We start from the raw sequence: 23,172 nt of genomic DNA, 5'->3' as shown, positions 1-23,172 counted from the left end.
GTCTATTTTTGTATAAAAAGTCTGCGAATAATTTCCACTCATTTTGATACGAACAATTTTAGTCTTATATATGGTCTATCAGGGCGTTTTTACTGCATCCAATACTTTAATTGCTTGAGAACTTTGAGTAATTAATGCATAAGATACTTTATCAAATACACGAAAAATAAGTACTAAGCCAATGCGTTCATCGGGTAATGCTATTATTTCGTCGGAAGGAGATTTTACTTCACTTTTCCGATAAACGGCGAGGACATGACCTTCCTTTAATCCGTCATGAGTGCCTTTATTAAGCGTGATAATAGCATTTTCACCGATCTCAGTTATTCCACCATAGACAGAGATAATACGTCCCTTGATAGCAAAATCTGGTGCATGAGGCATATAGTAGATGTCTTTATCAGGAGTAGAGGGAAGCAAGCGATCGCCTTTTAATATTTCTTGGACAGAATGTGTTACCGTAACAGAGCTGATCTTAGCAAAATTTTTTACTTCAATATCCCCTAAATAAATTGCTTCATACCCAAGGATGCGATTATTATCATCCGGATCCATCAATGCCTTACTCGCGCGAAAAACTTGCCATAAGGATCCTTTGTCATGAGGCAAATCCTGTACATAGATGATTTCTCCCGTGCTCAATATTACTCGGTTGTCACTAGAGCCTAATATAAGGGGGGCTTTATCTAGAGCGTGTCTTTCAATAACTAATGGCTGACTCAGAAATGGTTTGATTTTGTGGGTAGGAATAGTTGGGATGCCGTGCACTCCTAATTTTTCTATCCGCATTTTAGGAGATAATTTTATGATTGCTTTTTCCTCGGAAAGTTTTAATTGAATTCCTTTGGCTGTTTTTTCGAGGATAATGATATCGCCTGGATATATCATATGTGGATTTTTCATGGACTCCCGATTCTGATGCCATATTTCTGGCCACCGCCAGGGATCTTTTAAAAAGCGAGAGGCAATACTCCATAACGTATCACCTTGAACAACAACATAGCGATCGGGCGCATTATGATGTAGCTCAATTTCTGCTGCCTTAACGATCTCATCAGAAAAAACGAACATAAGTAAAATCGCGGATATAATCACACGCATAGATTTAACCTGGGTTTCTCATTTGGACGACGGAATAGTGTAGTGTAGGTTGCGCAAGTGCAGGGTAGGGCGCAACATCGCAGAAGGGTTGTTCCATTCCAAGGAACTGCAACGCAGCCATATGCTTGCAAAACGATTAATCCGCACCGGAAGGGAAACACCCGAAAGAGAAGAATAAAACTTATCAGAAAGATTTTTATATTCATAATATTAATATTAGAACGAGCGATCAACTGAGGAATCTAGGTTTCGTTTCTAATAGTTAAAGAGGTCTTTATTAAGATGCAAATCTTTAAATTGAATTGAACAGCATTCAAAGCTTACGATCTAACAGCAGAATTTATTAAACCGAATTACGCTAGTTTGCTATGGCAATTCTGAAAATATTACAATATCCGGATGAAAGGCTGCATAAGGTTGCAGTTCCTGTATCGACCATTACCGATGAAATTCATGTACTCGTTCAAAATATGACGGAAACGATGTATACCGCAACGGGAATTGGTCTGGCGGCGACTCAGGTTGATGTGCATCAACGTGTGATTGTTATTGATGTTTCCGAAACTCGTGATCAACTTCATGTTTTCATTAATCCGGAAATTATTGCAAGCGAAGGAGAATTTGATTATCAGGAAGGATGTTTGTCACTGCCTGGAATTTTCGAGAAAGTAAAACGAGCTGAAAATATTTCTGTTAGAGCAATGAATCTGAATGGCGATCTGTTTGAACTGGATGCTAGCGGTTTATTGGCAATATGTATTCAGCATGAAATGGATCATTTGATGGGTAAGGTATTTATTGAATATCTCTCACAACTAAAGCAGTCACGAATTCGATCAAAATTAAGAAAGCGACAACGTGATGCTAAATCCTAATTTACTGCGTCTTGCCTGAATCTTTTTCTTTCCAAGTAATGAATAGGTTGATCTGAAGATTTTTCCATGAGAATTATTTTTGCTGGTACACCAGTTTTTGCCGCCAAAGCATTGCTTTCTTTACTGAATGCTGAATATCAGATCGTATTAGTGTTGACTCAACCAGACCGTCCGGCAGGGCGCGGGATGAAAACTCAGGTGAGTGATGTAAAAAAAGTTGCACAAGCACATGATATTCCTTTGTTGCAGCCGCTTACATTAAAAACGGAAACTGTCCATACTCAATTAAAAGTATTTAATGCGGATGTGATGGTGGTCGCGGCGTATGGATTAATTCTACCTAAAGAAGTTTTAAAAATTCCACGTTATGGTTGCTTGAACATTCACGCTTCCCTCTTACCTCGCTGGCGAGGTGCAGCGCCGATTCAACGAGCGATATTAGCAGGTGACCAGGAAACGGGTATTACCATTATGCAAATGGATGAGGGGCTTGATACTGGTGATATGTTGCTGCAACGTGACATTCCTGTTGACGCTGTGGATACGGCGCAAACCCTTCATGATAAGCTTGCTGATTTAGGCGCGCAGAGTATTGTCGAAGCATTAGAATTAATGCAGCTTGGTAAATTGAGCGCGACTCCCCAGGATGAAACACTGGCTAGCTATGCTGCAAAGATCCAAAAAAAAGAAGCAGAAATTGACTGGCGAATGGATGTGGATCAAATTGATCGGAGTATTCGTGCTTTTAACCCTTACCCGGGAGCTTATACGTACTTTCAAGGTAGTTTATTGAAAATATGGCAAGCTAAAGCTGCTGTAAAAAATAATCCTGGTAAAGCAGGAGAAATCGTTACGACCGGCAGTGAGGGGGTCGTAGTAGCTTGTGGAAGAGGATCGCTGATTCTAGAGGTTGTGCAAAAACCTGGCGGAAAAAAAATGCCTATCGCAGAATTTATGGTGGGGCATTATTTACAGCCAGGTCAGTTTTTTTCTACCGTGGTGGATTGCTAATTCGGAATATGATTAAAGCTCAGCACCTCGCTGTTATCGCTATAAGACGTGTTCTTTCAGGCAAAAACCTAACGGAGGTTCTACAGGAGATATGGCAATCGAATCTGCCTCTTTCTCATCAACAGCAAGGCGCCATTCAGGATTTGAGCTATGGAGTATTGCGTTACTACGGGCAACTTAATGCATTACTTAATTTATTATTAGATAATACGCTACAAGATCTTAAACTGCGTTACTTATTATTGGTAAGTTTATATCAGCTGCAATACAGCAAAGCGCCTTCCTATGCAATTGTTGATCATGCTGTTTCTACTGCCCGTATTTTAAGTAATAAACGAGGCGCACCAGGATTAGTTAACGCTGTCTTGCGGAATTTTATACGTAATAGTTCTGCATTATGTGAGCAAGTTAGTAGTGATATTGGGAAATATTCCCATCCACAATGGTGGATTAATAAACTACGTAAACAATACCCCAACCATTATAAAACTATTCTGAATGCAAGCAATCAGCATCCTGCAATGACATTGCGCGTTAATGTCCGGAAAATTGGAGTTAAAGCCTACCAAGAAATGCTGGAGGAGCACGGTATTAAAGCTGATTTAATATGGGATGCCGCATTGAAGTTGGCGCAGCCATTGCCAATAGAGAAACTTCCAGGATTTAAGGATGGTTTGATGTCAATACAAGATGCAGGCGCTCAGTTGGCTGCACCTTTACTGGATGTGCATGAAGGTATGCACGTGTTAGATGCTTGTGCAGCACCAGGGGGAAAAAGCACTCATTTAATGGAATTAGCCCAAATAAAATTGACTGCGCTTGATAGTAATGCGCAGAGACTTAAACGTGTAGCAGAAAATTTTGAGCGTCTCGGGAATGAACCTCATCGTTTGGTATGTGGTGATGCGCTTTATCCTTCAGAATGGTGGGATGGCCAAGCATTTGACCGAATTCTGGCTGATGTACCCTGTAGTGCATCGGGCGTAGTCAGTCGTCATCCTGATATTAAATGGTTGCGGCGACAAACCGATCTATCCCTATTTGCAAGCAACCAAGAGAATATTCTCAATGCTTTATGGAAAATTCTGAAAAGAGAAGGAAAGTTGCTGTATATAACTTGCTCTATTTTTCATGAAGAAAATTTAATTTTAATTAAGGAATTTCTAAAATCGCATCAAGATGCTCGTTTATTACCTCTTTCGCATTCTGATATGGTTAATGGGCAGTTGCTGCCAAGTTCTTTACATGACGGTTTTTTCTATGCCTTGCTTTGTAAGACTTGATAGAACACTACGACTTAAAATATTGTTGCAGATGATGGCGACAATATTGCTGATTTCGTCGATATTATTAGCAGCACCAGCTCGGGGCGAAGGGGGAGGGGGAATAGAGATAAAATCGTTTACGCTGGAAGCAGTAGATAAAGGTTACCAAATAAATCTTGATGCTGATATCACGCTCAACAATACTTTAGAGCAGGCCCTAGAAAAAGGCATCATACTTTATTTTGTATCCAAATTCACACTCATAGATAGTCATTGGTACTGGCTAGATGAAGAGGTGGCTCGCAGTAAGCAGCGTATAGAGTTGAGTTATCATGCGCTCACCCGGCAATATCGTTTGAGTGGTAATCGAATGATGCCACAAGGCTTTGATACGCTGCAAGAAGCACTCCAGACATTGGGAAAACAGCATAATATTCCTATTGAAATCAATTCTACGCTGAAACAGGATGTAGAATACATCGCCACATTGCAAGTATGGCTGGATATTTCTCGATTAGCCAAACCATTTCAATTGGAATGGTTTAGTTCAAAAGATTGGAATTTAAGTTCAGAAAAAAAGGAATGGCGTATTAAATTGCCTGCGCCTCCTAAGAACCTACTATAAAGAGCAGCTATGAAGTACCTCATCATCATAGTTACAGGGCTTAGCGTAGTCATGCTGTTTTTACTGGCAACAGCCGGTGCTAATACTGAATTTCTTGAGCGTGTTTACCGCTGGCTGATTGGCTTTAATGTAATTTTTGTATTATTTTTGCTGATAGTTGTGGGGCTCTTGCTATGGAGGCTAAACAGGAGGCTAAAAGCAGGCGTATTTGGCTCTAAACTTGCAGTTCGCTTACTGATGGTTTTTTCACTGATGGCCATCCTTCCAGGGATTCTGGTGTATGGTATTTCGGTCCAGTTTTTAGGGAAAAGTATCGAATCCTGGTTTGATGTCAAAGTCGATGAGGCATTAGAGGGCGGATTAAATTTAGGGCAAACTATGCTTGACAATTTACTTGAAGAGCTCGAGAAAAAAGCCAAGGCTACTGCATTAACATTATCTGAATCACCTATAATGCCATTGTCAGCATTGAATCAGCTATTGGTTCAGTCGCAGATACAAGAAGCCACGTTGTTTAACCAGGATGGTAAAGCAATTGCTTTTTCCAGCATAGATGACATGGCGCTGTTTCCAGAAATACCCAACGCTGCCGCTATGCGGCATATTCGCATGCAGAAGAGCTATAGTGCAGTGGAATCTATTCCTGGTAATGGGCTGTATTTGCGAGTACTCGTTCCCGTGAATGTATTAAATCTTGATGATGATATCCGTGTATTGCAGGTTTTGCAGCAAGTGCCCCGATTACTTGCGGAGAATGCCGAGATTGTTCAAACAGGGTATCGCAATTACCAAGAGTTAACATTATCTCGTCATGGGTTGACTCGACTTTATGGCATAACATTAACATTAGCATTATTTTTAGCGCTTTTTTCTGCTCTTGCTGCCGCCTTCCTTATTAGTGAAAAATTAAGCGCACCGTTGGGTATGTTAGCTGAGGGAACAAGAGCTGTAGCACAAGGGGATTTTAGTAGACGCCATTCTGTGCAAAGTAACGACGAACTTGGCATACTGACAGAATCTTTTAATCTTATGACTGAGCAGCTTGAAGTAGCGCGTGCTACCACGCAACGGAATCAGCAGGAGATTGAAAATGCCCGGGCTTATCTTGAAAGTATACTGGCAAACCTTTCTTCTGGCGTGATGGTATTTGATGAAAAGTTACGCATCAGTACCGTCAATCATAGTGCTGAGCAAATTCTACAGACTCCGTTGACCAATCTGGTCGGGTTAACGATTGAAGAATGTGCCGAAAAAGAACCGAAATTGCGTGTACTCGCCACAGAAATACGCATAGGATTCAATTCCGCGGAAATGGGAGAATGGCAACGTCAAGTGTTACATTTTAGTGAAAATAAAGATCAAGTTTTGCTTCTTCGAGGGTCACACCTGCCTCAAGTGACCGGAGGAGGTGTTGTGGTATTTGATGATATCACCAGCTTACTGCAAGTTCAGCGCACGGTTGCATGGGGTGAGGTTGCCCGTCGACTTGCTCATGAAATCAAAAATCCTTTAACCCCTATCCAACTTTCTGCAGAACGTATGCAGCATAAATTAATGGAAAAATTAACTGGGCAGGATGCAAAAATTTTACAGCGCTCTACTGAAACAATTGTCAATCAGGTCGAAGCGCTTAAGAAGATGGTCAATGAATTTAGTGAATATGCACGTATACCTGAACTGGAATTATACCAGCTCGATTTTAATAGGTTGATACGTGAAGTACTTGCGTTATATGAGACTGCAAATACTCACTCAAGTCGCAGTCATGGCTCAAAAATTAATTTAGAATTGAGCGCTGAGCCTTCATTAATTCGCGGAGATCCTACAAGGTTAAGGCAAGTTATACATAATTTGCTGCAAAATGCTCAGGATGCTTTAGTTGATGTAGTAGAGCCTACGATCACCGTGCGAACTGAAACGCTCTCTAATAGTGTTCAGTTCAGCGTAAGCGATAATGGCAAGGGATTTGCAGAACAGATTAAAGCGCAGGCATTTGAACCCTATGTAACGACCAAAGTAAAAGGTACGGGTCTCGGGCTGCCAATTGTCAAAAAAATTATTAATGAACATAATGGTACAATCCAAATCGAAAACATCAAACCGCATGGAGCTAAGATCATCATTGTATTACCAAGATTATTATCTGATCACCCCATATCCATTCCTCTTCAAGTAACATGATAGAGAAAATAGTATTTGCGTTGTTGACTTGATAATAATGAATGCTACAAAGCGTTAGTTGCATTCCAGTTCTGGGGAGGGTAATTACAATATAATGGCCAACAATACGATTCTTGTTGTTGATGATGAAGTTGGCATACGCGAGCTCTTATCCGAAATCTTAAATGATGAAGGGTATCAGGTAGCTTTGGCAGAAAATGCAGAACAAGCTCGCAATTGGCGTAATCAAATTCGCCCCGACTTGGTACTTTTGGATATCTGGATGCCAGATACAGATGGCATAACATTACTTAAAGATTGGGCCAATAGTGGATTGCTTACCATGCCAGTGATAATGATGTCTGGACACGGTACCATTGATACTGCAGTCGAAGCAACGCGTATTGGAGCTGTGGGTTACCTTGAAAAACCCATACCTTTGCAAAAATTACTTAGCACTGTTGGGCAAGCTTTGCGTGGCGGGCAAAGTAAGCCAATTCCGACTTTTTCCCTGGCGAGTCTGGGTCGGGGAGTTTTAATTACAGAATTAAAAAAGAAACTCGAGCAAATAATTAATTTGAAAGTGCCTGTGCTGTTCATGGGGGAGCCAGGTGTAGGAATAGAGTATTGTGCACATTTCTTGCATCATATCAATACTCCATGGGTTGAGCCGGAATCATTTTCTTTTCTCGCAGAAAATCCACTCAATTTACTCGAGCAAGCAAAGGATGGTTTATTATTTCTTAGAGAAGTTGGCGATCTCAATAAATTAGAACAAAAAGGGTTGCTTCTGCTCTTGAATAAATTAGAGAAATATAATGTACGCCTAGTGTGTGCCACGACTTTGCCCTTGGCAGAATTAACCGCGCAAGGTATTTATAATCCTAAGTTATACGAGGTATTAAGCAGTCTTTGTATCAGCGTCCCTTCTCTTAGAATGCATCGTGAAGACATTCCCGAGCTAGCTAATCAAATACTCTCAAATTATATTGAATCAGGTGAAGCACCCTTCATTCACTTTAGTACAGCTGCATTGAATACGCTACGCAATTATGATTGGCCGGGTAATTTGGCTCAATTGACAAGTGCGGTACATTCGCTAGCTTTAACCTGTACCAGTAGTGAAATTTCAGCAGAGCTTGTGCAACAGACTTTAGCCCCTCCTTTATCGACAGCTATATCAATTGCGCCGGATATACCTTTAAATGTATCTTTGCGTGAAGCACGAGATTTATTTGAGAAAAATTATTTCGAAAAGCTGATTGACCAAGAAGGCGGTAATATGACGCGTGTTGCCGATCGTGCGGGCTTGGAGCGCACGCATCTTTACCGTAAGATAAAGGCGCTAGGTATTAAGTTGCGCAACCAGAATAGTTGAAATAACAATAAAAACTATGTTTGAGTAATCAATAAATCGATGTTGTAGAGCACTTCGTCTTAGGAGATAATATTGGTTTTTGCCAACTTTTGTTGTCATGTGGCGCGGAAGATGGATATTCTGTTTTTTGATTTTTTTAAGGGATAGTGAAGATGGGAGCATTTGAGGATTTTAACGCGCCAGTATTCAAGAATTTGACGAGTGCTATTCGTGCCTTGGCGATGGACGCAGTAGAAAAAGCTAAATCGGGTCATCCCGGCATGCCAATGGGTATGGCGGAAATTGCGGAAGTGCTTTGGATTCATCATTTGCGTCATAATCCAAATAACCCCGGATGGGCTGACCGTGACCGCTTCGTTTTATCCAATGGGCATGGTTCCATGTTGATTTATGCGCTCTTACATTTGACGGGTTATGATGTGTCAATCGAAGATATTAAGAATTTTCGACAACTTCATTCCAAAACTCCCGGACATCCAGAATATGGCTATACGCCAGGGGTAGAAACAACAACAGGGCCTTTAGGTCAGGGTATTACCAATGCGGTTGGAATGGCACTGGCTGAAAAAATTCTTGCGCAAGAATTCAATCGTCCTGGTTTTGATATTGTTAATCACTATACCTATGTGTTTCTTGGCGATGGCTGCTTGATGGAAGGTATTTCACATGAGGCCTGTTCTCTGGCGGGCACACTCGGGTTGGGTAAGCTCATCTGTTTTTATGATGATAACGGTATTTCAATTGATGGACATGTGGAAGGCTGGTTTACTGACGATACGCCCAAACGCTTTGAAGCATACGGATGGCATGTTGTGCCAAATGTAAATGGTCATGATCCAGATGCCATTGAAGCTGCTATCGAAGCTGCTAAAAATATTCCAAACAAACCCTCCATGATTTGCTGTAAAACTGTTATTGGAATGGGCTCTCCCAATAAAGCCGATACACATGCAGTTCATGGTGCAGCATTAGGGGAAGAGGAAATCGCGGCTACACGACCTCATATTGGGTGGCATCATCTTCCCTTTGAGATTCCTCAAGAAGTCTATGATGCATGGGATGCTCGCGCAAAAGGTCAAAAGCTAGAAAGTGAATGGAATAACAAGTTTGCAGAGTATGAAAAGAAATATCCTGAAGAAGCAACCGAACTTAAACGCCGTATGGCTGGGGAATTACCAGCTAACTGGCCAGAGCATGTTAACAGTGTTATAAATCGCGTTAACGCAAAAGAAGAGACGATTGCGACGAGAAAAGCATCACAGAATGCAATTGAAGGATTAGCTCCTATTTTACCAGAATTGATTGGCGGGTCGGCAGATTTAGCTGGTTCAAATCTGACGCAATGGTCTAGCTCAAAAGGAGTAAGCGCAGAAACCGGCGGGAATTATATTTACTATGGCGTGCGTGAATTTGGTATGAGCGCTATTATGAGCGGTTTATCGTTACATGGCGGTATCATTCCTTACGGTGCTACATTTCTGATGTTCTCAGAATATGCCCGCAATGCTTTACGCATGGCAGCTTTAATGAAAATCCGTAACATTTTCGTATTTACTCACGATTCAATTGGTCTGGGTGAAGATGGCCCGACACATCAGCCGATAGAGCAAACGGCAACGTTACGCTTAATACCTAATATGGATGTATGGCGACCCTGTGATACAGTCGAATCAACTGTAGCCTGGGCACGTGCAATTGAACGCACAAATGGACCGACGACACTTATTTTCAGTCGTCAAAATTTGCCTTTCCAGAAAAGAGATGCGGCAACTATCAAACTCATTGATAAAGGAGCTTATATTTTATCTGAAGCCGCTGATGGCAACCCACAAGCAATTATTATCGCAACCGGATCAGAAGTGGCGCTAGCCATGGCTGCGCAGAAAGCATTATCTGCCGAAGGTATACAGGTACGTGTCGTATCCATGCCATGCACTAGCTTGTTTGATCGCCAAGACCAAGCCTATAAGGAAAGTATACTGCCACCAGGCATTAACCGAGTTGCAGTAGAAGCGGGTGTAACAGATTACTGGTATAAATATGTCGGATTTGAGGGAGAAATCATTGGCATCGACACTTTCGGAGAATCAGCTCCTGCTGAAGTGTTATTTAAATATTTTGGTTTCACTGTCGAGAACGTCGTTGATGCTGTGAAAAGAATAATATAAATCGTGTCGCCCATTTAGTAGACAGAAGAGACACACTTAGTTATGGTTTTTTTTTGTTTTGAGGAGCTTATGTAATGACAATAAAAGTAGGAATCAATGGGTTTGGTCGTATTGGCCGCATGGTGTTTCGTGCATCTGTTGAAAAATTCAACGATATCGAAGTAGTGGCTATCAACGATTTGCTTGAGCCAGATTATCTGGCTTACATGCTGACACATGATTCTGTGCATGGTCGTTTTAACGGTGATGTTGCAGTGGAGGGAAATACTTTAGTAGTAAATGATAAACGAATCCGCTTAACTGCGATAAAAGATCCTGCTGAGCTAAAATGGAACGAGGCAGGTGTTGATGTGGTAGTGGAGTCAACCGGGCTTTTCCTTACTAAAGAAACTTGCGAAAAGCATCTTGCCGCAGGCGCCAAGAAAGTTATTATGACCGCACCATCCAAAGATGATACGCCCATGTTTGTCTATGGTGTTAATGATAAATCTTATAATGGACAACCGATTGTTTCCAATGCTTCCTGTACCACCAACTGTCTTGCACCAGTCGCAAAAGTGTTGAATGATACCTGGGGAATCAAACGTGGATTAATGACCACGGTTCATGCAGCAACGGCTACCCAAAAAACAGTAGATGGTCCTTCTAATAAGGATTGGCGAGGCGGGCGGGGAATTCTTGAAAATATTATTCCTTCTTCTACAGGAGCGGCTAAAGCAGTGGGAGCCGTTATTCCCGAACTGAACAAGAAACTCACCGGAATGGCCTTTAGAGTACCCACGTCTGATGTATCTGTGGTAGATCTTACTGTGGAATTAAATAAAGAAGCTACTTATGATGAAATCTGCAATGTCATGAAAACTGCTTCAGAAGGTTCACTGAAAGGTGTGCTTGGCTATACTGCCGACAAAGTAGTCTCTACCGATTTCCGTGGGGAAAGCTGTACCTCTGTTTTCGATGCTGAAGCAGGAATATCATTAGACAAAAACTTTGTTAAAGTCGTTGCCTGGTACGATAATGAGTGGGGATACTCCTGTAAAGTGCTAGAGATGGTTCGCGTGATTGCCAGCAAATAAGCATTCAAAGAATCAAGGCAAGCATACGATTTACTCCGAGTAAAAGGCGCAAAAGTTTAAACTTCTTAATGAGATGTTAAAGAACAAGGTTATGATTTTACTCGGAGTTATTTTTTTCTAATTTCATCATGACTAGTGTATTTCTTTGAGTAAGTAAAGCAATCAATACTGCAAGTTATCCCTATTAATATTTAGTATATATTGGAGTTAATGTGTCTGTTATCAAACTCACCGATCTGGATTTGAAAGACAAACGCGTTTTTATACGCGCTGATCTTAATGTACCCATCAAAGATGGCAAAGTTACATCCGATGCGCGCATCACAGCATCAATGGCCACTATAAAATATTGTTTAGATCGTGGCGCAAGAGTTATGGTAACTTCCCATTTAGGTCGTCCGAAAGAAGGCGTATGGAGTGAGGAGAATTCGCTAAAACCTGTTGCCGATAATATTGCAGAACGTCTGGGTAAACCGGTCCGTTTGATCAAGGATTGGGTGAATGGTGGGTTTGATGTTGCGCAAGGCGAGTTGGTTATTCTCGAAAACTGCCGTTTTAATAAAGGCGAGAAAAAGAACGATGATGCTACTGCCCAGAGTTATGCTAAGTTATGTGACATATTTGTCATGGATGCTTTTGGTACCGCGCATCGAGCTGAAGCATCCACGCATGGGATCGCAAAATATGCTCCCGTTGCCTGTGCCGGCATACTTTTGACAGAAGAACTGGAAGCCTTGACTAAAGCTTTACACAACCCAGCACGACCTATGGTTGCGATTGTTGGAGGTTCAAAAGTTTCGACCAAGCTGACAGTACTTGAATCACTTTCTGAAAAAGTAGATCAACTGGTGGTAGGAGGTGGCATTGCAAATACCTTCCTTAAAGCTGCTGGAAAAAATATTGGGAAATCCTTATGCGAGGATGATTTAATTCCAACGGCAAAAATGTTGATAGACAAAATGAAAAAACGAGGTGCAATCATCCCAATCGCTGTAGATGTCGTGGTTGGTAAGAAATTTGATGCTAATGAGCCAGCTGTATTAAAAGATGCTGATGATGTATCAGATGATGACATGGTTTTCGATATTGGACCAAAAAGCGCGCAAGAATTGGCTGATATCATAATGAAGGCAGGGACGGTTGTTTGGAATGGACCAGTCGGTGTATTTGAATTTGATCAGTTCGGTGCAGGCACACATACCATCGCAAAAGCAATTGCTGACACCAAGGCTTTTACATTGGCTGGAGGTGGCGATACTATTGCTGCAATTCAGAAATATGGAATATACGATAAAGTGTCATATATTTCGACAGCAGGGGGGGCTTTTCTTGAATTCCTGGAAGGGAAAAAGCTTCCAGCAGTTGAGATTCTTGAATTGCGTGCACGTTAAAATTTATCTGAAAATTCTTTTAGAATGATTAGAAGAACAAAAATCGTTGCTACGCTGGGACCTGCTTGTAGCGATTCTACTGTTCTGCGACGTATGATTCTTGCAGGTGTTGATGTCGTGAGAATAAATTTTTCACACGGTACTCGCGAAGAACATATCGCTTACGCTGACCTGACTCGTAATCTTGCTCGCGCTACTGGTTATAAGGTTGGGATATTAGCTGATTTGCAAGGGCCAAAAATTCGCATTGGTAAATTTGATCATGGAAAAATCTGGCTCAAAGCAGGTGATGAATTCATACTGGACGCTGACTGTGAATTAGGCAATGAAGAGAGAGTAGGACTTGACTACAAGGAATTACCTAATGACGTGGAAGTTGGTGCGACATTATTATTAGATGATGGCCGCATTGTTTTTAATGTCACTAAGGTAGTAGGAAATGAAATATATTGCCAAGTCAAGCAAGGGGGGGTGCTATCAAATAATAAAGGCATTAATCGAAAAGGGGGTGGATTAAGCGCACCTGCACTGACTACTAAGGATAAACAGGATATCCAGACCGCTGCAGCATTGAAAGCAGATTATTTGGCGGTATCTTTTCCTCGCACAGGTGAAGACATCCGTCAAGCACGAACCTTAATGCAAGAGGCTGGGGGTAATAGCCTGATTATGGCGAAGATTGAACGCTCTGAAGCTATCTTGGCATTAGATGACATCTTAGACGCATCAGATGCGATCATGGTTGCGCGTGGTGATCTGGCCGTTGAAGTGGGGGATGCTGCCGTACCGGCATTGCAAAAGCGGATGATACGATCTGCTCGTGCTAAAAATAAACTCGTGATAACTGCAACACAGATGATGGAATCCATGATCATTAATCCGATTCCCACTCGTGCGGAAGTTTCAGATGTAGCCAATGCGGTATTGGATGGAACGGATGCGGTTATGTTATCTGCGGAATCTGCAGCAGGACAGTACCCGACCGAGGCAGTAGAAGCCATGGCAAGAGTATGCCTGGAGGCAGAAAAAGAATACATAGTAAATCAGAGCTTTGAGCGTTCGCCCGAAACCCAACTAGTTAGTATTGAAGAGGCTATTGCTCGTGCAGCGATGTATACTGCCACCGGTCTCAAAATTCGTGCTATTGCAGCACTTACTCAAAGTGGTGTAACAGCATTACTTATGTCGCGAAGAAGCTCAAAAGTGCCTATATTTGCCCTTAGCCCCCAGGAAGATACCCTTGGTAAGATGACTCTATTTCGGGGCGTTTATCCCATAGAATTTGGCCAGGGATTATTTGATCCAGAAGCTATTTTAGGTCTGGCAGAAGATGAGTTATTCAAGCGTGGAGCAGTCCGTGATGGTGATTTGATAGTAATGACTATAGGAGAGCCTGTTGGCAAATCGGGAGGGACTAATACCATGAAAATCGTTCGTGTAGGTGATCACAGAAAATCAAGAGATGTAAAAAGCACTGAAACAAATTCAGTATCAATAACTTCTTAAGTTTTCTTATCGTAAGTCAATTTAAAAGATTAATAATGCCCTTTATCGAGATACTTGCTTCGTATCAACTAATTTTTTTAATAAATCCGATACAAAATTTAAAATGAAGGAGACTTAAATGGCACTTGTATCATTGCGACAACTGTTGGACCATGCAGCAGAAAATGGATATGGACTACCGGCATTTAATGTGAATAATCTCGAACAAATTCACGCGATTATGCAGGCAGCGGATGAATGCAATAGCCCAGTGATCATGCAAGGCTCAGCTGGTGCGCGTAAATATGCTGGAGAGCCTTTTTTGCGTCATTTGATTGAAGCCGCGGTGGAAGCCTACCCACATATTCCTATTGTCATGCACCAAGACCATGGCGCTTCACCTGCAGTATGTGTAAATGCAATTCGTAGCGGCTTTTCTAGTGTCATGATGGATGGTTCCCTTGAAGAAGATGCCAAAACACCTTCATCCTATGAATATAATGTTGATGTTACCGCAAGAGTTGTTGCAATGGCTCATGCCGTCGGCGTTTCTGTTGAAGGTGAATTAGGCTGCCTTGGATCACTTGAATCCGGGATGGGCGAAGCAGAGGATGGTCATGGTGCGGAAGGTGTGCTGTCGCATGATCAACTGCTGACCGATCCAGAGCAAGCCGCCGACTTTGTGAAAAAAACTAACGTGGATGCGCTTGCTATTGCCATTGGCACGTCACATGGCGCATATAAATTCACACGCAAACCAACCGGAGATATTCTGGCTATTGAGCGTATCAAGGAAATCCACAAACGGATTCCTAATACTCATTTAGTAATGCATGGCTCAAGCTCTGTCCCTCAAGAATGGCTTGAAATTATTCGGGAATATGGCGGCGAAATGAAAGAAACTTACGGTGTGCCTGTCGAGGAAATTCAGGAAGGTATTAAAAATGGTGTGCGTAAGGTGAATATTGATACAGACATTCGGTTAGCTATGACTGGAGCCATCCGTCGTCATTTGGCTAAAAACAAGAGTGAATTCGATCCAAGAAAATATCTAAAAGATGCGACTGCCGCAGCTAAAGAAATTTGTAAAGCACGGTTTGAAGCATTTGGTAGTGCAGGGCAGGCAGGTAAAATCAAACCTACCTCGCTAGAAGCAATAGCTAACAGATATGCAAAAGGTGAACTAAAACCTATCATTGCTTAATAAGTAGAGACAGGGATAAAAAGGCTGCTCGAAATGGGTTGATGATCTTCCCAAACACCAGCAGCCTTAATTTTTTGCTATGTTTTTTTAACTATATTTTCTTAATATTGATATAAAGGTGCCTCTAAAAATTCAGAGTTCTAACCAAGACAAGGCGAGAACAAAAAATGTTGATGCAGCATATAACTGATATACCTGATAGGTAAAGGAAACATTTATTGTGAATAACGAAGTAGTGTGACGAGACGGGGTAAGCAGGCAACCCACGAAGCAGATGCTCGCAGACATAAATTCTCAGAGGTGCCCATAAAAGCAAAATGCGGTGTAGCAGCTCCGCATCTCAACGAGCTTCCCAGAAAAGGGGAGCGTGGTAGAAAAGTTGCAAGGCATCCTTTATTTCTGTATTCATTCGCTGGAGTCGCTGCTTATTCCATCCTAGAATAATTCCAGTCGCTTCTCGCGATACTAATGTCTTTGTCTTCGAGCCCGGGATTTGTTTAAGCAGTCTTTGAGTATTTATGCTGTCATTAATGGAGCCAAGGATATCTTGTAGCCCAGATAATGATTGGATATATTTTTTAACCTCGACAGGGGCGAAAAGCGCTTGAAAAAATTCTACGGCATAACGTTGTTTTTTTATGCTAATGCGGAGCGAATGGAGTGATGTGAGATCAAATTCTTCAACTTTATTCGTAGTATCAATAATGTGCTTATGGCAATTGATCAACACAGATTTCGTGAAATTAATCAATGCCATGTTGGTAACTGCTTTTTTCAAGGTCTTCGGTTGGCCTGGGTATTTAAATGCTTCTTCAAGATACAAATTTAACTGCAAAATCAATTTGGTATAACGTTTCGATTTGATACTATTGCGTGCAGCTTTATTGTGTTTTTTGCGTAATATTTCACATGTTTTTATGAGCGCAGCTATTCCTGTATGATCTTCAAAATTCTGCTGAATTTTCGGAAGCTGTTCTGTAACAAAAACATCCCAGTCACGTGCTGGATTCAATTGGTTCGTTAACCATTTAAGCTCATGTATGAGTGATACCTCATTTGGGATAGCAGACGCAAAAACATCAAAAGCTGTGCGGAGCCGACGCAGCGCAATACGCATCTGATGGAGATATTCAACATCAATACGCGTTATCACGCCATGTTCATTTCTGGTCAATTGATCAAGGCAGTTTTGTGCAATCAGAGTAAAAGCTGTCGTTAAGTCCATATCAGCTTTAAGCTCAACAGGCAAGGCTTTAACAGGAGGATTTTTATGTCCCGTATAAAGCATATAGCCTCGTTCAGCCTTACTTATGTTTTCCAGTCTGAGTGGGAAAGGAAGTATCTGGACAAGCGTAAGCGCAAGCCGGAATAGTTGCTTAGGCTTGCCCGACTTTAATTCAAGTTCGATTTCAGTAAAAGATTCTTTTGTGTGATCGATGATAATTTTGCCATGATCAAAGCAGAACTCGATTTGACTACCTTCTTCCATTTGCAGGAGATACATATGCCGGGTAAATCGCGTAATGAATACCTGCCGTAGTTGCTTCCTTAACTCAGCATCACTCAATAATTTGATCATTCCAGGATCGCCTAATTGAGTGAAATCAAGCTGATTACTGGGAACGGATACTTCCCATTCATTGCGCTCATGCAATCCAGATGCAACACTCCCTTCTGTTTTAATGGTTTGTAACCAGTTTTTGCCCATTTGACGTAGGCGTAGCGCACAATTTTGCCGTTTTAAAGCTAAGTCAGGTGTATCGAAATAAATGGTATAAAGCTTTTGTTTAGTTGGCCGGGAAATACCCAAAGTCTCTAGTAGCGGTAAGTGCTGCAAATGTTTAATGCAGCTTCTGGGTAGCGATAGCTTGAGCTCGATTTCTTTAGGCATAAATACAGGTCCAGTCGATCTAGCTTTGTTTGGCGGCAGCGAGCTTGGTAAGTAATACCTCTTGCGCACCAAAACGCCTGCTCGGGCGAACCGATTTACGTTTGTAGCGCCCACTGGCATCCATTTCCCACGCGTTGGTGTTATCTCTAAGATAAGGTTTTAATCCTTCAGCAATCACGCGTTTTTTTAGGCGCGGCTCTAAAATTGGAAAGCAGATTTCAATCCGGCGAAAGAAATTACGATCCATCCAATCAGCACTCGATAAATAAATATTGTGATTGTTATTGTTACAAAAATAAAAAATACGCGTGTGTTCAAGAAAACGTCCAATAATGGATCGCACTGTAATATTCTCTGACATGCCCGGTACGCCTGGGCGCAAGGCACAGGCACCTCGTACAATCAGTTGAATTTCTACGCCAGCTTGCGAAGCAGCATAGAGGGCCTGAATGATATTGGGCTCCAATAATGCATTCATTTTGGCAATGATCCCTGCAGGTTTACCTGCTTTCGCATTCTCCATTTCATTGGTGATCGCAGCTAGAATTTGGCTATGAAGAGTAAAAGGGGATTGCCATAGATATTTCAATTTGCTGGCTTTGCCAAGGCTAGTCAGTTGTAAAAATACTTCATTGACGTCAGCACAGATTTCTTCATGGCAGGTGAGCAAGCCGAAATCAGTATAAAGCCGGGCGGTACCCGGATGATAATTACCGGTACTAAGATGGGTGTAGCGACGGAGTTTGCCTTCTTCACGTCGCACAATCATTGCCATCTTGGAATGAGTCTTATGACCGACAACACCATAAACCACATGGGCGCCGACTTCTTCGAGGCGACTAGCCCAATTGATATTAGCTTCTTCATCAAATCGCGCCAATAACTCGACAACCACAGTCACTTCCTTTCCCCGGCTGGCTGCGGCAATGAGCGCTTCCATGACAGTAGAGTCTGAGCCTGTACGATAGACCGTTTGTTTGACCGCTACGACATTCGGATCCACTGATGCTTGCTGGATAAACTGGATGACTGGTTGAAATGACTGATAGGGATGATGCAATAAAATGTCATTCTTGCGAATTAACTGGAAAATATCGGAAGTTTTCTTTTTCTGAGTGGAAAACGGCAAACCAGGAATGAACAGAGGAAATTTCAGGCCGGGGCGATCAATTTGTGCAGGAACTTGCATGAGACGTACCAGATTGACCGGTCCATTAACCTGGTATAAATCATCCAGAGTCAGGCCAAACTGGCTAAGTAGAAATTCTGTCATATGTGGTGAGCAGTTATCCGCCACTTCGAGACGTACCGCATTACCAAGATGCCGTTGAGGTAATTCACCTTGCAAAGCTAGGCGCAAATCTTTGATTTCTTCTTCGTCCACGAACAAATCGCTATTGCGAGTGACGCGAAATTGGAAACAACCAATCGCTTGCATGCCTGCAAACAGCTCACCGACATGCGCATGAAGAATCGAAGATAAGAAGATAAAATTATATTCTTCGGTACTGACCTCTTTCGGGAGTCGTATAATACGCGGAAGAATACGTGGCGCCTGAACTATTGCCATACCTGAATTTCGCCCAAAGGCATCTTTCCCTTCTAGTTCTACCGCAAAATTCAGACTTTTGTTCAATACGCGTGGAAAAGGATGGGAAGGATCCAGGCCGATCGGTGTGAGCATGGGCATAAGCTCACGAAAGAAAAAAGCTTTAATCCACTCTTGCTGGCAGTCATTCCAATCATTTCTGCGAAGGAAACGAATCCCGTGTAGTGCTAACTCTGGGAAAATAGATCCGTTAAGTAACTTATACTGTTCATCTACAATTTGATGTATTTTTTCGGAAACCAGCTTGAAGGTCTGGCGAGGTAACATGCTATCTGGCCCAAAACCTGGTGTGTCCAGCTTGATTTGTTCTTTTAATCCAGCGACTCGTACTTCAAAAAATTCATCGAAGTTGCTGCTCACAATACACAAAAACTTCAATCTCTCCAGTAAGGGTGTATCTTTGTTTCGAGCTTGAGCAAGCACACGCTGGTTAAACTCGATTTGGCTAAGCTCTCGGTTGAGGAATGGAGTGGAGCTAGTCACATCACTCATAATGGCTGAATCTGGCATTTCCGGCTTATCTTGTTTAATGGTTGCAATCCATGATCTGTTAAGATAAAAAATTATGTTTTTCTTTCCAGTTTACTTGTCAGGTTGAACATACCCTGCTGGCTGATCAGCACCCTCACCAAAAAAATAAGCTTCCATTTGCGCTATGAGATACTTACGTGCTTTGATATCAGCAAGATTGAGACGGTATTCATTAACAAGCATAGTCTGGTGCTGGATCCATTGGCTCCATGCTTCTTTAGATACACTCTCATAAATTCGTTTTCCCAACTCACCTGGAAGAGTCGGAAAATCCAACCCTTCCGCTTCACGACCCAGCTTGATGCATTTCACTATTCTTGTCATATTGTTACCCAAACAAGTTAATTGAAGAAGTTATATTTCTCTCAATTATAATTCATATTAAAACAAATGGTTGTCATGCCACTCCCTCCAACTTATATTTCTTTCATGAATACTTTTGAGCGACGCTGATAATTGTAAAGACTCTGCTTGCTCTTAGGCAGCCTATCAGGTGTAGTCTCTGTGAAACCTCTTTCAATGAACCAGTGGGCTGTACGCGTGGTTAAGACAAATAGCTTGAGATAACCTTGCGCTAAGGCCTGCTGTTCGATATGTTTAAGTAACGTACTGGCACAGCCAGTCCTGCGATAGTGCGGATGAACAGCAAGGCAAGCCAGCTCGCAGGCGCCTTCATTTGGGAAAGGATAAAGTGCAGCACAGGCAATGATCATGTTATCGTGTTCCAGAACGGTAAAATGATCAATCTCAATCTCTAATAATTCGCGATTGCGTCTAACCAGCACACCTTCATTTTCTAATGGCTCAATTAATTGCAAAATGCCGCCTATATCTTCTATTTCAGCTTTGCGTATAGTTTGCAGAGGCCCTTGTGTGATCATGCTGCCAATACCCTCATGGGTAAATAATTCCTGCAACAAAGCACCTTCTATATGACGGCTAATCAGATGAACTCGCGCAACACTATTCTCGCACGCATGTATTGCGCAGGGGAGATATAACTGAATATCATCTGTTGAATCGATGGGCGTGATGAATTTTTTTTGTACTGCTTTTGCTTCCGCAATAGTCAATTCACGCCATAAAGTGCTACTCTGGTCCGTAGATCCGCGCATGACACCAAGTGGGTTCATCAGAAATATAAGTTTTTCTGCCTGAAGCGCAATAGCGACTTCGGTAGCAACATTTTCCAGTGTGAGATTGAAGATTTCTCCACTGGGAGAGTAACCAAGTGGCGAGAGTAAAACGATTTCTCCCTTTTCCAAACGTGAGCGGATAACTGAGGTGTTAATTTTTCGTACTTCCCCGCTATACATAAGATCAACGCCTTCAAGCACACCGATAGGGCGGGCTATAACAAAATTACCGCTAGCAACATGGATAGCAGCATTAGCCATGGGTGAATTGGGTAATCCCATAGACATCAAAGCTTCGATTTCAACACGAACTTTCCCGACTGCTTCTTTAACACATTGAAGCGTGGGATTATCTGTCACGCGTATTCCGTTTACATACATTGCTTCCAAATTATGCTGTTGTAATCGGGATTCAATTTGTGGTCGTGCGCCATGCACCAGAATTAACTGGATTCCCAAGCTTGCTAACAGGTTGAAATCGTGAACCAGTTCAACAAAATTTCCATCAGCTACAATTTCACCCCCGAATGCGACCACAAAGGTTTTACTGCGAAATACGTTAATATAAGGTGCAACGGAACGGAACCAAGTGACAAAATCAGCATTTTGTGCCATGTTCAAGTAATGTTGTTATGAGTTTAATGATCACTTAGAGCTTTTTCATGAGAGCAAGCTGATCAGTAGATATTTTATTAGAAGAAAAGCAATTTCATGTATTTTGAAACTATACTCATAGCACTTTAAAATCCGATTGTTATCATTCCTCATTCAGCTTTCTCCCTTCAGGTAAAAGTATGGATACCACATTTTGAAGGGGGATGAGAATGGAAAGCTTTTGTCTATGGATACAAAATTTATTCAATAATCTCCCCATAAAGTCTGCATAGTGGCTATCGCAGCGAGTGCCGCAGTCTCAGTTCGTAAGGTGCGCTGACCTAAGCAAATTGAAACAAAACCCATCGTATGAGCCGCTTTTTCTTCTTCTGTGGTAAAGCCCCCTTCCGGCCCAACAAGCAGTAACAGGGGGGTATCCATGCTTGGCAGCGGGAATTTTGATAAGCGCTTATTTGCTGTAGGTGAAAGCATAAGTTTATAAATGAATTGATTCTCTATACTATTTAGTTTACTTTCAAATTGTTGATTGAACCAATCTGATAGTGTTAGTAAAGGGTATAGTTTTGGAATACGGTTTCGACCACATTGCTCACAGGCAGCAATGATGACTTGTTGCCAATGCAATAGCCGTTTATTTGCACGTTCTTCTGAAAGCCGTACAACACTACGATTTGCCGTAACAGGCTGGATACAGCTAACACCGAGTTCTACTGATTTTTGTATGATCCAATCCATTTTCTCATTAGAGCAAACCGCTTGCATCAAACTGATAGAAAGCGGTGATTCACGTTCGATTGCGTGAAATTGTGAGAGAATCACTGTGTTGGCTGATTTATCAAGATGATGGATTGATCCAGAAAATTCGCCCCCTTCTCCATTGAATAAAATTACTTTGTCGCCTTGCTTAAGACGTAGCACGCGCGTGGCATGATGGCCTGTATTTGTAGGCAAAGTAATAATTTGACCCGGTAGCATAGCGCCAGGGTAATAAAAGCGTGCAGTCATAGTGAATAAGGGCCTGAGAGCAGGCGAGTTGTGATTCCATGATAATATAGCAAAGACAAACAAGACCTACGATAAGGAGAAGAAAATATGGCAAGTCTTGAAACACCTGTTTGTGATTTTGGCTGGAAAGCAATTGATTTTGATTTGCCTGGAGTAGATGGCAAACGTTATAGCCTGGCTGCTGCAAAAGGTGAGAATGGGTTGCTGGTGATGTTTATTTGCAATCATTGCCCTTATGTCAAAGCAGTACGCGATCGTATTATACGGGACGTAAAAGAGTTGGTGGGATATGGTATTGGTGCAATCGCTATCATGTCGAATGATCCTCAGGATTATCCAGAAGATTCTTTTGATAACATGGTTAAAGTGGCTAAAGAGTATGCCTATCCTTTTCCCTACGTATGGGATGAAACCCAGGAAATTGCCAAAGTCTATGGAGCAGTTTGTACACCGGATTTTTTTGGTTTTAATAGTCGCCTGGAACTACAGTATCGTGGACGGTTAGATGCCTCTCGCAAAGAGGCGGCGCCAGATGATGCGCGCCGTGACTTATTCGAGGCAATGGTACAAGTGGCTCAAACAGGTCAGGGCCCTAAAGATCAAATACCGAGTATCGGCTGCTCGATTAAATGGCGAGCTGATTAAA

18 protein-coding genes are annotated in these 23,172 nt (G+C 42.0%); 12 read left to right on the top strand and 6 right to left on the bottom strand.

The window, feature by feature from the left end; genetic code table 11:
• Window positions 1-78 precede the first annotated feature (78 nt).
• Window positions 79-1,101, bottom strand: coding sequence for a LysM peptidoglycan-binding domain-containing protein (locus AAW31_RS12085; RefSeq protein WP_046850416.1), 1,023 nt, complete (start codon window positions 1,099-1,101; stop codon window positions 79-81).
• 368 nt (window positions 1,102-1,469) lie between these two features.
• Between AAW31_RS12085 and def the strand changes: the two genes are divergently transcribed.
• From def to fba, 11 genes are all read left to right on the top strand, one after another.
• Window positions 1,470-1,976 carry a peptide deformylase gene (gene def / locus AAW31_RS12080; protein WP_046850415.1) on the top strand — a complete coding sequence of 169 codons (507 nt, stop codon included), beginning with the start codon at window positions 1,470-1,472 and terminating at the stop codon, window positions 1,974-1,976.
• A gap of 66 nt (window positions 1,977-2,042) precedes the next feature.
• Window positions 2,043-2,987, top strand: a complete 945-nt coding sequence (gene fmt / locus AAW31_RS12075; protein WP_046850414.1) for a methionyl-tRNA formyltransferase — start codon at window positions 2,043-2,045, stop codon at window positions 2,985-2,987.
• A gap of 8 nt (window positions 2,988-2,995) precedes the next feature.
• Window positions 2,996-4,270, top strand: coding sequence for a 16S rRNA (cytosine(967)-C(5))-methyltransferase RsmB (gene rsmB, locus AAW31_RS12070; RefSeq protein ID WP_046850413.1), 1,275 nt, complete (start codon window positions 2,996-2,998; stop codon window positions 4,268-4,270).
• A gap of 31 nt (window positions 4,271-4,301) precedes the next feature.
• The gene (locus tag AAW31_RS12065; protein WP_082110442.1) at window positions 4,302-4,877 is read left to right on the top strand and encodes a DUF4390 domain-containing protein; all 576 of its coding nucleotides are present in this window, start codon (window positions 4,302-4,304) and stop codon (window positions 4,875-4,877) included.
• Window positions 4,878-4,886: 9 nt separating this feature from the next.
• Window positions 4,887-7,058, top strand: a complete 2,172-nt coding sequence (locus AAW31_RS12060) for a sensor histidine kinase (protein ID WP_046850412.1) — start codon at window positions 4,887-4,889, stop codon at window positions 7,056-7,058.
• A gap of 94 nt (window positions 7,059-7,152) precedes the next feature.
• Window positions 7,153-8,415, top strand: coding sequence for a sigma-54-dependent transcriptional regulator (locus tag AAW31_RS12055; RefSeq protein ID WP_046850411.1), 1,263 nt, complete (start codon window positions 7,153-7,155; stop codon window positions 8,413-8,415).
• A gap of 152 nt (window positions 8,416-8,567) precedes the next feature.
• Complete coding sequence (gene tkt, locus AAW31_RS12050; RefSeq protein WP_046850410.1) at window positions 8,568-10,583, top strand: transketolase; 2,016 nt, start codon at window positions 8,568-8,570, stop codon at window positions 10,581-10,583.
• Window positions 10,584-10,657: 74 nt separating this feature from the next.
• Complete coding sequence (gene gap / locus AAW31_RS12045) at window positions 10,658-11,659, top strand: type I glyceraldehyde-3-phosphate dehydrogenase (protein ID WP_046850409.1); 1,002 nt, start codon at window positions 10,658-10,660, stop codon at window positions 11,657-11,659.
• A gap of 212 nt (window positions 11,660-11,871) precedes the next feature.
• Window positions 11,872-13,050, top strand: a complete 1,179-nt coding sequence (locus AAW31_RS12040; RefSeq protein WP_046850408.1) for a phosphoglycerate kinase — start codon at window positions 11,872-11,874, stop codon at window positions 13,048-13,050.
• Between the two features lie 24 nt (window positions 13,051-13,074).
• On the top strand, window positions 13,075-14,556 hold the full coding sequence (pyk, locus tag AAW31_RS12035; RefSeq protein ID WP_046850407.1) for a pyruvate kinase: 1,482 nt from the start codon (window positions 13,075-13,077) through the stop codon (window positions 14,554-14,556).
• A gap of 118 nt (window positions 14,557-14,674) precedes the next feature.
• Window positions 14,675-15,739 carry a class II fructose-bisphosphate aldolase gene (gene fba, locus AAW31_RS12030; protein ID WP_046850406.1) on the top strand — a complete coding sequence of 355 codons (1,065 nt, stop codon included), beginning with the start codon at window positions 14,675-14,677 and terminating at the stop codon, window positions 15,737-15,739.
• A 340-nt stretch (window positions 15,740-16,079) separates the two neighbouring features.
• Here the strand turns inward: fba and AAW31_RS19055 are convergent, their stop codons facing one another.
• The 5 genes from AAW31_RS19055 to AAW31_RS12005 all read right to left on the bottom strand — a co-directional run bounded on the left by AAW31_RS19055 (window position 16,080) and on the right by AAW31_RS12005 (window position 22,526).
• Window positions 16,080-17,630 (bottom strand): CYTH and CHAD domain-containing protein, encoded by a 1,551-nt coding sequence (locus tag AAW31_RS19055; RefSeq protein WP_052752230.1) that lies wholly within the window; start codon window positions 17,628-17,630, stop codon window positions 16,080-16,082.
• Window positions 17,631-17,649: 19 nt separating this feature from the next.
• Entirely contained in the window at window positions 17,650-19,749 is a 2,100-nt protein-coding gene (gene ppk1 / locus AAW31_RS12020) for a polyphosphate kinase 1 (protein ID WP_235264369.1), read from the bottom strand.
• A gap of 72 nt (window positions 19,750-19,821) precedes the next feature.
• Window positions 19,822-20,094 (bottom strand): oxidative damage protection protein, encoded by a 273-nt coding sequence (locus AAW31_RS12015; protein WP_046851743.1) that lies wholly within the window; start codon window positions 20,092-20,094, stop codon window positions 19,822-19,824.
• Between the two features lie 92 nt (window positions 20,095-20,186).
• Entirely contained in the window at window positions 20,187-21,521 is a 1,335-nt protein-coding gene (gene argA / locus AAW31_RS12010) for an amino-acid N-acetyltransferase (RefSeq protein ID WP_046850405.1), read from the bottom strand.
• Between the two features lie 243 nt (window positions 21,522-21,764).
• Window positions 21,765-22,526, bottom strand: a complete 762-nt coding sequence (locus tag AAW31_RS12005) for a 16S rRNA (uracil(1498)-N(3))-methyltransferase (RefSeq protein ID WP_046850404.1) — start codon at window positions 22,524-22,526, stop codon at window positions 21,765-21,767.
• A gap of 87 nt (window positions 22,527-22,613) precedes the next feature.
• On the opposite strand from AAW31_RS12005, the gene AAW31_RS12000 reads away from it, so the two are divergent.
• Window positions 22,614-23,171, top strand: coding sequence for a thioredoxin family protein (locus tag AAW31_RS12000; RefSeq protein WP_046850403.1), 558 nt, complete (start codon window positions 22,614-22,616; stop codon window positions 23,169-23,171).
• Window position 23,172 lies beyond the last annotated feature (1 nt).

This window comes from Nitrosomonas communis, from assembly GCF_001007935.1.
Classification (GTDB): Bacteria; Pseudomonadota; Gammaproteobacteria; order Burkholderiales; family Nitrosomonadaceae; genus Nitrosomonas; species Nitrosomonas communis.
This window is presented reverse-complemented; position numbering and strand designations above follow the sequence as displayed.